General features: G+C 38.9%; 12 protein-coding genes and 1 riboswitch. Of the genes, 10 read left to right on the plus strand and 2 right to left on the minus strand.

Annotated features, from left to right (window positions below):
* Window positions 1-73: 73 nt before the first annotated feature.
* Window positions 74-454, plus strand: coding sequence for a hypothetical protein (locus tag IQ283_RS19600; RefSeq protein ID WP_194221744.1), 381 nt, complete (start codon window positions 74-76; stop codon window positions 452-454).
* A gap of 19 nt (window positions 455-473) precedes the next feature.
* Here IQ283_RS19600 and IQ283_RS19605 read toward each other — a convergent pair whose 3' ends face one another.
* Window positions 474-968 carry an S-Ena type endospore appendage gene (locus IQ283_RS19605; RefSeq protein WP_194221745.1) on the minus strand — a complete coding sequence of 165 codons (495 nt, stop codon included), beginning with the start codon at window positions 966-968 and terminating at the stop codon, window positions 474-476.
* Window positions 969-1181: 213 nt separating this feature from the next.
* The gene (locus IQ283_RS19610) at window positions 1182-1625 is read right to left on the minus strand and encodes a hypothetical protein (RefSeq protein ID WP_194221746.1); all 444 of its coding nucleotides are present in this window, start codon (window positions 1623-1625) and stop codon (window positions 1182-1184) included.
* 264 nt (window positions 1626-1889) lie between these two features.
* On the opposite strand from IQ283_RS19610, the gene IQ283_RS19615 reads away from it, so the two are divergent.
* The 9 genes from IQ283_RS19615 (at window position 1890) to IQ283_RS19655 (ending at window position 12257) form a co-directional block, all read left to right on the plus strand.
* Window positions 1890-3923: a bifunctional 2',3'-cyclic-nucleotide 2'-phosphodiesterase/3'-nucleotidase gene (locus tag IQ283_RS19615; protein WP_194221747.1), complete on the plus strand. Its 2034-nt coding sequence runs from the start codon at window positions 1890-1892 to the stop codon at window positions 3921-3923.
* A 121-nt stretch (window positions 3924-4044) separates the two neighbouring features.
* Window positions 4045-5034, plus strand: coding sequence for a DUF3895 domain-containing protein (locus tag IQ283_RS19620; RefSeq protein WP_194221748.1), 990 nt, complete (start codon window positions 4045-4047; stop codon window positions 5032-5034).
* A 92-nt stretch (window positions 5035-5126) separates the two neighbouring features.
* Window positions 5127-5236, plus strand: a riboswitch (SAM riboswitch).
* A 79-nt stretch (window positions 5237-5315) separates the two neighbouring features.
* On the plus strand, window positions 5316-6365 hold the full coding sequence (locus IQ283_RS19625) for a homocysteine S-methyltransferase family protein (protein ID WP_194221749.1): 1050 nt from the start codon (window positions 5316-5318) through the stop codon (window positions 6363-6365).
* A gap of 440 nt (window positions 6366-6805) precedes the next feature.
* Complete coding sequence (murB, locus tag IQ283_RS19630; protein ID WP_194221750.1) at window positions 6806-7729, plus strand: UDP-N-acetylmuramate dehydrogenase; 924 nt, start codon at window positions 6806-6808, stop codon at window positions 7727-7729.
* 158 nt (window positions 7730-7887) lie between these two features.
* Complete coding sequence (locus IQ283_RS19635; RefSeq protein ID WP_194221751.1) at window positions 7888-8463, plus strand: YdhK family protein; 576 nt, start codon at window positions 7888-7890, stop codon at window positions 8461-8463.
* Between the two features lie 124 nt (window positions 8464-8587).
* Window positions 8588-9562, plus strand: a complete 975-nt coding sequence (locus IQ283_RS19640; RefSeq protein WP_194221752.1) for a F510_1955 family glycosylhydrolase — start codon at window positions 8588-8590, stop codon at window positions 9560-9562.
* A gap of 164 nt (window positions 9563-9726) precedes the next feature.
* Entirely contained in the window at window positions 9727-10056 is a 330-nt protein-coding gene (locus IQ283_RS19645) for a four-helix bundle copper-binding protein (protein ID WP_194221753.1), read from the plus strand.
* Window positions 10057-10186: 130 nt separating this feature from the next.
* On the plus strand, window positions 10187-11572 hold the full coding sequence (locus IQ283_RS19650) for a sensor histidine kinase (RefSeq protein ID WP_194221754.1): 1386 nt from the start codon (window positions 10187-10189) through the stop codon (window positions 11570-11572).
* 1 nt (window position 11573) lies between these two features.
* Window positions 11574-12257 carry a response regulator transcription factor gene (locus tag IQ283_RS19655; RefSeq protein WP_194221755.1) on the plus strand — a complete coding sequence of 228 codons (684 nt, stop codon included), beginning with the start codon at window positions 11574-11576 and terminating at the stop codon, window positions 12255-12257.
* Window positions 12258-12429: the final 172 nt, after the last annotated feature.

A 12429-nucleotide genomic window follows, 5' to 3' on the forward strand; every position in this document is an offset into this window, starting at 1 on the left:
ACGGGGGAAGCATACACTGTAAACAAAAACGTTTATTTTTAGAAAATAGATGTTTATATATGGGAGATGAATTATGAAAGGATTTATTATTGTCCTTTGTTTTCTCTTTTTATGGATTGCTTCAGGTATTTCTTCCGATTATAACCGCTCAAATCCACCTTTCGAATTAAGTGGTGAGGAAGCAAGCGTAAGATCTGGTTACAATTACCTTCACGTCATCATGACGAACGATCAATTATCAAGATTGGACGTTTATGATCAAAATGGTCATCTTGTGAAGGTTTATCATGAGGAAAGCTTAAAAGAGCTCTATCCATCTGCTACCTATCTCAATGCAGAAATTGATGATGATAAATTGTATCTCATTTTTGAAGAAGAGAACGGTCAAATCATTTCAAAAAGGATTGTCGTGGGGGCGAGAGGATCTTTATCGTTTATGCCTGAAAGAAAATAGAAAGGGCTGATAGAATAGATCAGCACCCTCCATGACACTCCTTGTTCACACAGTCTTGTTTCTTATGTGACTTCTTTTTATATCCCTTTACATGGTAATAAATAGTTAGACAATAGCGCCCCGTACAGACGGAGTGCTTCTTATGTCCATGGGGGTGTTGAATAGAACCGGTTTCTTTTCGACGATCTCTTGCTACAATCGTTACTTTACACAGTTGTTGATATGTTCTCGTTCTCGTATTTCCCTCTGGCACATAAAATGCGGGTTCATGACAGTGATCAATTAATACCTCGACTTCCTCACAAACCCCACCATCGTAATAAATTGATAGAGTTCCTGATACTGGTCCTATATCTCCAACCGCCTCCCATATTGGGGCATAAGGGTTGAGAAGTGGATCAATTCGAAAGACGCCACAGATATTTTCTTCCACCAGCTCTCCCTTTGATTGATGGGGACGACGCCTTTCACATAAGGGGTGATCTTCTTGAAACAACGATTTACTTCTTGACATAAGAGCACATCCTTAAACTTCCTTTTATATAGTAAATGCATGGACATTTGTTTTGTATAGATAAGCGTCCAAGTCCATCCAAAAATAAGTATGACAAAAATCATTATTCCTATTTATTGAAATAGCTTATTTAGCTTTCGTTTTTCATTTTTAAACGAAATTAACGAAATAAAAAAACACTCTCCGTCGTAGGACTTCATCGAGTGCAATAGATTATAATCCTGCTGTATATTGAAGATCCATTTCAACAGTAGCTGTACAGAAAACATCTGGGGTTGGAGGCGTAGCAGAAGTACACTGAATTTGAATCAATGTTACGTTCGTTAGTTCTAATACTAAAGAAGATTGTGCATCAACCGTATACTCAATTGCAGCGCCTGTGTCATCCGTTACAATGAGGGTCATAACGCAATCATTTGCTACTGAACTAGTATTGATGATTGATAAAATTCCGCTAGCTAATGAAGGAGCTGGAGTACCTGCTGGAGCAACAAAAAGGTTTACGGGAACAGCCGGGTCAACTGATGTATCTTGACATATAGTACGAATTGGAAGACATCTTTTAATAGCCATTAACGTTGGGTTGTTACCAAAGAAGTTCGGAGTGGAACAAGGGGCAGGACAGCAAAACGATGAAGCTGAGTTTGAATTACACATAACGTATTTCCTCCTGAAGATTTTTATTTTTTCTTTACATCCTCAATGTATGTCCCAGGATATGTACATGTATAAACGGATGTCCAAGTTTTACGAATTAAGTTAATTAAACTTGAAAAAATGTTTAATTAGGTCCATTCACCCGTGTCTCCTGAAGCATTTTCTACTATTTTCAAACTTTTTATTTGACTTCCAAACATTTATTAACAATTGTAGGTAAACTAATATTGGGTAAAATGCTTCAATACTTAAGGGGGAATACATATGAATAACAACAAGTTTCGTAAAACACTTATTGCTGCGCTATCAATCGGTTTAATTGCCGTACCTATTGTTCAAATTCCAGCTCAAGCAGAAGCCTCAAATGCGAATGTTCACCTACGCCTCATGGAAACGACTGATATTCATACGAATATCGTAAATTATGATTATTATAAGGATCAGCTTACGAATGAGTTTGGACTCGCCAAAACAGCCACATTAATTAACAAAGCTCGTGGTGAAGTTGAGAACAGTTTATTATTCGATAACGGCGATTTACTACAGGGAAATCCGCTTGGTGACTACGTTGCAAAAATCAACCCTCTAAAGAAAGGGGAAACTCACCCTGTATACAAAGCCATGAACCTTCTGAATTATGATGCAGGGAACATTGGAAATCACGAATTTAATTTTGGTCTCGATTTCCTTCAGACAAGCCTAGCCGGCGCAAACTTCCCATACATAAATGCGAACTTGTATATAGATGACCACGATGATGATCCATCAAATGATCAAAACTATTTCACTCCTTATCAAATTCTTGATAAATCGGTGAAAGATGACTCAGGAACGGAACATCAACTGAAAGTAGGCGTCATCGGATTCGTTCCACCACAGGTGATGCAGTGGGATAAGGCTAATCTTGAAGGGAATGTGATCGTAAAGGATATTGTTGCAACAGCTAATAAATACGTGCCAGAAATGAAGGCAAAAGGGGCCGATATTATTGTCGCCATACCTCATTCTGGCTTTGAGAAGGCAGCACCACAGGGAAATGACGAGAATGCCGTTTACTACTTAAGCGAAGTGGAAGGCATCGATGCCATTTTATTTGGACATGCCCACAAAGTATTCCCTGGAGATAATAGCTTTCAAGGAGTGGAGGGAGTAGATAATACAAAAGGAACCATTAATGGAGTCGCTTCCGTCGAGCCAGGTTACTGGGGAGATCACCTAGGGGTAATCGACCTATCTTTAACGGAAGATAACGGGGAATGGTCAGTGAAGGAATCCAAATCTGAAGCTCGTCCCATCTATGATAAAGTAACGAAAACACCACTTGTTGAAGTAGACATGGATATCGTGAATGCGGTGAAAGACGATCATGAAGCGACAATTGATTATGTGCGAACAGCTGTCGGTGAAACAACTGCACCCATAAACAGTTACTTTGCGCTCGTTAATGATGATCCGTCCATCCAGATTGTAACCAATGCACAAAAATGGTATGTAGAAAACAATATTCAGGGTACCGAATATGAAGGTATTCCAGCTCTATCCGCAGGCGCTCCATTTAAAGCGGGCGGTCGAGGGGGGGCGTCCTACTATACAGATATTCCTGCTGGGGACATTGCGATTAAAAACACAGCTGATCTTTACGTATATCCGAATACATTGAAAGCGGTGCTGTTAAATGGTGAAGAACTGAAGGATTGGCTTGAAATGTCAGCAGGCCAATTTAATGTAATCAACAAAAAAGACAAACAGGAACAGCCTTTAATTAATCCTGATTTCCCTTCTTATAACTACGATGTTATTGATGGCGTTACCTATCAAATCGATGTTACAGAACCTGCGAAATATGATATGAGTGGGAGTGTAGTAAATGCTGATGCAAATCGAATTAAATCGCTAAAATACAACGGAGAAAAGGTAACGAAAGATATGTCCTTTATCGTTGCTACAAATAATTACAGAGCAACAGGCGGGGGCCACTTTCCGCACTTAGACGGTTCGAATATTGTCATTGATTCCCCTGATGAAAATAGACAAATTTTAATTGACTATATTCTTGAAAACAAGACAATTAATCCAACAGCTGATCAGAACTGGTCATTTCACACAGTTAATAAGAAGAAACTGAACGTCACTTTTGAATCCTCGTTACAAGCCAAAACCTATGCGGAAAGCATTCAAACGATTCATTTTGTTGATGAAACAGAAAATGGTTTCGCTAAATATACACTCGACTTAACGAAACAGAAAAAAGAAAAGCATCATCATAATCATAAGGGCGAGCACGGCCGCCATCGTTAAGAACGAATTCACGCCAATTCATCAGAATTGGCGTTTCTTATTTTAAGAATTTATCCGATGCAAACAATATTGGAATATTTACTGATATAATGGCATTACTATCGTACAGAAAGGGATTTATATGACACAAAGCCTGACAAGCACCCAAAGAGATGAGCTTTTTTCAGATCTGACAAATGAGCAACAAACGTATGTAATGAATTTTCTTAAACGCGGTAAAAAAACGGCTTTTGCGAATGTAATTGCTAGAAGTAAAGGGCGGATGATTCCAAGTGGGGCAACGGATGAAGAAATCAGGATGCTGCTTGATGATTGGATACTAGAAGATTACATCGATGCGGGCTTCGTTTCAGATGATTTAAAATGTGAGTGCGGTCGCTCTTTACGGTATCAGTATGTTGTTCGACATGCAAAAACAGGAGAAACACGGCGTTTCGGGATAAATCATTTCGAAGAGCATACCGGATTACCCGCTTCCATTGTGAGAGAAGTTGTGAAGGGATTTATGGAAATAGATTATGAGTTGGATGAGCTACTGTTGAAAAGACAGAACGGCTATCCTACATACGACATTCCTGAAGGATTGAACCTTCCACAAGACATTGAACAGCCACTTTCATTAAATCTTCCATTACTAGATTTACAAGAAAAAAGGCTAAACAGTTTAATCAGATCTTATCGTGAAGAAAAAGAAGCTCTTCAAAGAGGAAGCAACACTGTAGAACAAGTAGTCAACCCGAAAAGCAACCAGGAAGAACCGAAACCAGAAGAGGAATTACAAGGCGCTTTTGATTTGTTCGCGGAAGATGTTCAAGAACCTTTACAAGAAAAGACAAGCGAGAAACCTAAGGAAACCTATTTTGTAGGGGACCTTTCATTTACAACACAGGAAGAGGTAGACTCTTATATCGATCAGGGTATGGAAAGTGCTCTGATGATTTGTGAGCTTTTGATTAAGGAAGGAAAGGTACAAGACAAGAGATACTCCACAAAGAAACCAAAAATTTATTATGCTGTTTGTACCTACCTCGATTCATTTGTTGCATCTGGATCAATGTCAGTCGAGCCGATAGGGCGTGAAGATCGCATCTATCGATTGAAAAGCAGGTGATTATCCTAACATTTCGTAATTATCAGATAAGTGATTGACATTTCCAGTTAACCGGTCTATAATTTCACACATGTTCAAAAATTAAATCAACACTCTTATCAAGAGCGGCGGAGGGAATAGGCCCTATGATGCCCGGCAACCTTTCAACTACAGTTGAAGCTGGTGCCAAATCCTACAGGTGATATCACCTGGAAGATAAGAGGAGGATTATGTTAGCAAACCCTCTTCTTATTGTTTAAGAAGAGGGTTTTTTATTTTATCCAGAAAAGGAGCTGTTACACATGAAAAGAACACTTGAAGAACGATTGCAAAATGGTCCAGTTATTTGCGGGGAAGGTTATCTATTTGAACTAGAGCGTCGTGGTTATTTACAAGCAGGATCATTCGTACCCGAAGTTGCTCTAGACAATCCTGAAGCGCTAAAACAAACGTATCGTGATTATATGCTTGCAGGTTCAGATGTCGTACTTGCTTTTACGTATAATGGCCACCGAGAGAAAATGAGGATTATTGGAAAAGAAGATTTGTTAGAACCGCTCAATAGACAAGCGATCCGCCTGGCTAAAGAAGTCGCGAAGGAACACCCTAAAGAAGAAGCGCTAGTTGCTGGAAACATTTCAAATACAAACTTATTTGATCCTGAAGATGAGGAAAGTAAGGAACAAATTCGCTCGATGTTTGCTGAAATGGTGAAATGGAGCAAAGAAGAAGGCGTTGATTTCATCAATGGGGAAACCTTTTACTACTATGAAGAAGCCAAAATAGCGCTAGAAGAGATTCAAAAGCAAGATCTTCAAGCTGTGATTACACTCGGACTTATGAGTGAGAACATTTTAAGGGACGGCTATACCGTTGAGGAAGCTTGCCGTTTATTAGAAGAGCAAGGTGCACTAGTTGTTGGCATGAATTGTTTTAGAGGACCTGCCACAATGCAGCCTTACATTGAAAAAATTAGACAGTCTGTTAACGGCTATGTTGGTGCTCTTCCAATCCCTTATCGTACAACAGAAGAACACCCAACATTCTTTAACTTACCAGACGGTGGCTGTGCGTGTACATTGCCAACAGAGACGACCTTTCCAACCTCTTTAGACCCGCTTTATTGCAATCGCTATGAACTAGCGGAATGGGCTAAGAAAGCAAAGCAGGTTGGCGTCAATTACTTCGGACTCTGTTGCGGCGCTTCTCCAAGTATGCTGCGAGAGGTGGCTGAAACAGTTGGCAGAACAACTGTAAACTCGGTATATTCTCCAAATATGGAAAAGCACTTTTTATTTGGAACTGATGAGACATTGAAAGATAACAATACGGCTTATCGAACAAAAGCTTAATTCATAACAACAACCGGAGAACTTAATTTCTCCGGTTGTTGTTTTTTTACCAAAAACCCTATCTGTACACCTGTACTACAGTATTAAAATACATTTTTACATAGGATATTATATCTACTACATTTTTTCTATAAGCTGATTATTTTTGATAACGTTGGCGATGATTAGTAACAGTATCTGTAGAAGAGTAACGAATACAATGATTTATGCATTTGATAGGATAACAGCATTTTTCCAATCACGATGTCTGAGATTGATTTTTCCGCTATATAAGTTGCTTTCCAAGTAACATTCTTTTCGAATTAAAGGCTTCTTTTATGAAAAACATCATATTTATCAAGTAGTTGTGTTATTATTTTAAATGTGTTTGAATATGTCCATGAAACATTATTGAACTCAAACCACAATGAAAACGAACTGTTTTATAAGCGAGGTAGCCTATGAATAATCAAAATGTATTAAATGAACTCCGCTCCATTTTACCCAGTGCGGAACTGAAGATAAATGAGCCATTAAATGCACATACGTATACAAGAATGGGTGGATGTGCGGATGTCCTTGTGTTTCCTAACACGCTAGAGGACGCACGAGCAGCAGTTGAGTACGCCTATCAATCTAACTATCCATTAACCATTTTAGGAAAAGGCTCTAATGTTATTATTCAAGATGGAGGCATTAGAGGAATTGTCCTGAATCTTTCGTCACTAAAAGCCATTCAAAAAGAAGAAGAAAAAGTTATTGCTCAAGCTGGTGCACGTATTATTGATGCTTCTGAATTTGCTCGTGACAGCAAACTAAGTGGGCTCGAATTCGCATGCGGAATCCCAGGATCTGTCGGCGGAGCTGTTTATATGAACGCAGGAGCATACGGTGGAGAAATCGCGGATTGTCTCGAAAGCGTTCTTGCTGTAACAAAGGAAGGAAAGCTCGTTAAATTGACAGCTGATGAACTTGATTTATCTTACCGTCATAGTAATGTAGAAGAAAATGGTCTTCTTGTCCTTGAAGCTACTTTCAAGCTTAAAGTTGGAGAGTATGAGGATATTAAAGCAATCATGGATGACTTAACGGAAAAACGTGAAACAAAGCAACCGCTAGAATACCCTTCATGTGGCAGTGTGTTTAAACGTCCTCCTGGCCTTTTTGCTGGTAAGCTCATTCAGGACTCACAGCTTCAGGGTACACGAATCGGTGGAGCTGAAGTCTCCAAAAAGCATGCTGGCTTTATTGTAAATATCGATAATGCGACAGCGACTGACTATCTGGACGTGATTCATCATGTGCAGCAAACAGTAAAAGAAAAGTTTGATGTCGATCTTGAACGTGAAGTTCGCGTCATCGGGGAACCACCTGAAAAACCATAATTCACATGACAGCCGCTCTTACAGAAAGAGCGGCCTTTTAGTGTTCTTTCACCGATATTCGATAAATCTGTGAACAAATGAAATCTGCACAATAAGTGCATACTTTACGGATAAAGTAGATATTGGCATACAATTCCAAAGACTAGAGGAGGACTATCATGAAAGATAAAACTCAATTGATTGGTGTAATAACATTATCAATGGCGCTCATTCTTGCTGCTTGTGCAAACAACAATGAACAAGTAAATGAAAACTCTAATAACACAGAGGCAAACTCTGAAAGTAATATGGAAGGGATGAATCATTCAGGCTCTGCTGAGGTACCTGAAGAGCTACAAAAGTCTGAAGATCCGACTTATCCAGAAGGTAGCACGGCGATCATTGAAGCGAACCATATGAAAGGAATGGAAGGTGCAGAAGCAACTATTGTGGGGGCATATGATACGACAGCTTATGTTGTAACTTACACCCCTGAAGATGGCGGAGAACCCGTAGAAAATCATAAATGGGTCATTCATGAAGAACTGGAAGATCCAGATGAAGCTCCACTTCCATCAGGAACTGAAGTAACATTAATGGCTTCTCATATGGAAGGAATGAAAGGTGCGATTGCAACGGTCGAATCCGCTACAGAAACTACCGTATATATGATCGACTACACACCAACAACTGGTGGCGAAAAAGTAACGAATCATAAATGGGTAACGGAAGACGAATTAACCCTAACTGAATAATTGACCCTTCATAACCCGAACTGGTTAGGTTCGGGTTATTTTAAAGAGGTTCACTGATATCTGCCGTTCTTCCACTAGATTTTCTAACGCTATCGCCACATACAAGTAGAAAGGATGAAAAGTTTTGAAGAAAATATCGCTCTATACAATAGGTTTAATTCTCACTGTAATAATATCTGCTTGTCAAAATGATCAATCGTCACTAAATGAAAATCAATCAAATGATACAGGACAAAAACAAGCAAATCTCGCATCCATCAGTAACTCTGCCATTTATACAGAAGCTGATAGAAACCAAATCGATCATGTCCACGGGATCGGTTATCCCGGTAACCGTAATGAACTGCTAGTGGCTACTCACGACGGTCCTCTAATTTATCATAATCAAATCTGGTACGAAGCCACAACAAACAAAAATGATTATATGGGATTCCAAGCTGTAGCTGATGGATTTTATAGTAGTGGACACCCTGGAGAAGGATCTGCGTTACCAAATCCACTTGGATTAATCAAAAGTACAGACCGAGGCAAGACATTAGAAAAGCTAGGTTTTCAAGGCGAATCTGATTTTCATTATTTAGCTGTGGGATATGAAACGAACGCCATGTATGCAGTAAATCAACAAAGAAATAGCGAAATGGAAATAGGCGTCTATTATAGTGAGGATGCTAAAAAGTGGGTGGATGTGGCGTTAAAAGGAACTCCCGATCAAATAAGTGGGTTATTCACTCATCCAAGTAACTCGAACCTTGTTGCTATAACCTCTCCTTCCGGGTTATATCTCTCTCGTAATCAAGGTGAGTCGTTTACTCGAATAACGAAAGAAGTAGCTGTTAGCACAATGGTTTTTCTAGAGGATCGCTTTATTTATGCAGTGCAGGAACCTAGGAATCAGCTCATTGTTCAATCATTGCAAGACGGTGAAGAGGAAGAAGTGACTATGCCTAATCAAACTTTAGACACCATTGATTATGTTACAGTTAATCCACAAAATAAGGATGAGATTGTCTTTCATTCAATAAGTGGTAGTCTTTATCAAACAACTGACAATGGGAAATCTTGGACTATTTTAATCAATGAAGGGAAAATCAAGAAATAAGTTGATTTCAGAGAAGAATCCGTATTCTATTCCCTTCTTTTATCAAGAATTTGTGCAGAAATAATGAAATTTCCTATCCTGCAACTTTATTTGCTAATGACGTTTAATCTGGATCAAATAGGAAAATATGACAGTGTACTTAACTTTTAAGGAGGAATGAACGAATGTCACATGAAAATTATGGATCGGTTATTCAAACACTTCATGAATGTATGACAGCCTGTAATCACTGCTACGATTCTTGTTTAAAAGAAGACGATGTCAATATGATGGCGGAATGTATTCGCATGGACAGAGAGTGCTCTGATATTTGCGGTTACCTCGAACAAGCTCTCGTGAGAGGAACACCATTTGTTGCTGAACTCGCCACAGCATGTGCGACCATTTGTGAAGCTTGTGGTAATGAATGTAAGAAGCATGATCACAAACATTGTCAAGATTGCGCTGAAGCTTGTTTCAAATGTGCAGAAGAATGCAAGAAATTAGCATCATAATCAAGATAGTGAGGAAGTCTGTTTACTAAGACAGGCTTCTTTTTTATGCAGCTGTTTTGTACAATGCAGACACCCTGCACACTTTCTCGATATAATACTGTTACACTAGCTGTTCATAAAGGAGAAAGACATGAGAATAAAGAGGAAAAGTAAATTAGCGACAAAATTAGGTCTGTTTTTTCTCATAAGCATCTTATTACTCGAAGGTATTTTGTTCATGGTGCTGTACTTCGGTTTTTTAAACGAACGCATTATGGCAGAAACAGATGCCCTTCTAGCAAGAGGGAATAGCCATAGAGATGTACTAGCGAAGCATTTCAATCGTGAGACAATGGAACACGTTGCACTTATGGAATCTGAAGCTGAGACGCAGGTAGTCATAACAGATGAAAAGAATACCATCCTTGTTCATTCCAATAAAGTCATGCCTACTATTGAAGAAAATATTGCTTCCTCAAATACACTCCCTTTAACAGGAGCTATTGTGGAAGGAGATTGGGGTGAAGAACCTTTTGTTACAACTGGTTCTCCGATTTTTGTTGATGATGAGCTTGTTGGAAACGTGTATATGATTCTTGATACACAAGGTATTCGCGACGTACGAGACCACTTAACGACCCAATTTTTGATTATTAGTGGACTAGCACTCTTCCTTACCATTATTACAATTATTTACCTTTCAAGAATCATTACACGTCCATTGATTGATATGAAAATAGCCACACAGAAAATGAGTACAGGAGATCATGATGTCTCATTAAAAGTAGATCGAAACGACGAATTAGGAGAATTAGCCAAAGCGATCCAGAGCTTGTCAGACGATTTGCTACGATTAAAAAACGATCGCAGTGATTTTCTAGCTAATATTGCACATGAGCTCAGAACACCATTAACTTACCTGAACGGCTACGCTGACATTGCTCAGCGAGAAGCGTTATCTTCCGACGAGAGAAACACTTATCTAGCCGTTATTAAGGAAGAATCCGAAAACTTAACTTCGCTCGTTCGAGATTTATTTGATATGGCCCAAATGGATCAACAAGGGTTTTCGATTGATCGTGAATCAGTCGATTTATGTCCATTAATTCATCAAATTAGAGAGAAAGTGAAGCCTGCTTTTGATCGAAAAGGAATTGATTTGATAGTATCCTGGCAGAACGATATTCGCTTAACGATTGACCCTGCGAGGTTTTCTCAAGTGATGTTAAATCTGTTAGATAATGCTTTACACTATAGTGAACAAGGAAAACATGTATTAATCGATGTCAGCGTCTCTCAAAAGACAGTCATCATAAAAGTAGTTGACGAAGGAGAGGGGATTCCTGAGAAGGATTTACCTTTCATCTTTGAACGCCTTTATCGTGTTGATAAATCCCGATCAAGAAAATATGGTGGCTCCGGACTCGGTCTTGCTATTGCCAAAGAAATTGTTGAAAGACACGGCGGGAGCATATCTGCTAAAAGTGAAGAAGGGAAAGGCACGACAATGACAATCGCCATAGCAGGAGTTGAATAAAATGAAGTATGTTTTAACTGTAGATGACGAAGAAAGAATGGTTGAGTTAATCTCTCTCTATCTAGAGCCACATGGGTATCGAATATATAAAGCAAACACAGGCTTTGATGCACTTAATAAGCTAAATGAAAATCATGTGGATATGGTCTTGTTAGATATCATGATGCCAGATATGGATGGTTGGAAAACATGTGAAGAGATCAGAAAGCAGTCAGATGTTCCAATTATTATGCTAACAGCACGTGAACAGTCAGAAGACATTGTAAAAGGACTAAAGCTAGGTGCGGATGATTACATCACTAAACCTTTCGATGAACGAGTTCTCCTTGCTAGAATGGAGGCAGTCGCTCGACGCTTAAAGCAGGTTGATTTAAACCAATTGGTGTTTAAAGGACTCACGTGGGATGCAGATAAACATCTTGTTTCTTACAACGATTCCCTTATCCCTGTAACTCCCATTGAATTTAAGCTTCTTGGACTTTTCTTGAAAAATCCTGAAAAAGTTTTTAGTCGTGATCACCTGATTCAAATAATTTGGGGATTTGAATCAAGTACAGAAGGACGCACGATTGACTCACATATACGTAATTTACGGGATAAATGTCGATCTGTTAACTTCCAGATCGACGAATATTTAGTGACCATCTGGGGTGTAGGGTATAAGTGGAAAAACCTTAAAAATTGATTGATATAACGGAGTTCATTTATTTTATCCATAGAACTGATCATTATCATTTTACATAAAAGGTGTTTTTACACTTGGGAATACGCACCAGTATATTAAGACCGAGTTGACTTAAACTAACTTGTGTGACTAACAATTGATTAGAAACACACCTTTAAACTTTTATCTAAGG

It is taken from the genome of Pseudalkalibacillus hwajinpoensis (assembly GCF_015234585.1).
GTDB lineage: Bacteria > Bacillota > Bacilli > Bacillales > Guptibacillaceae > Guptibacillus > Guptibacillus hwajinpoensis_B.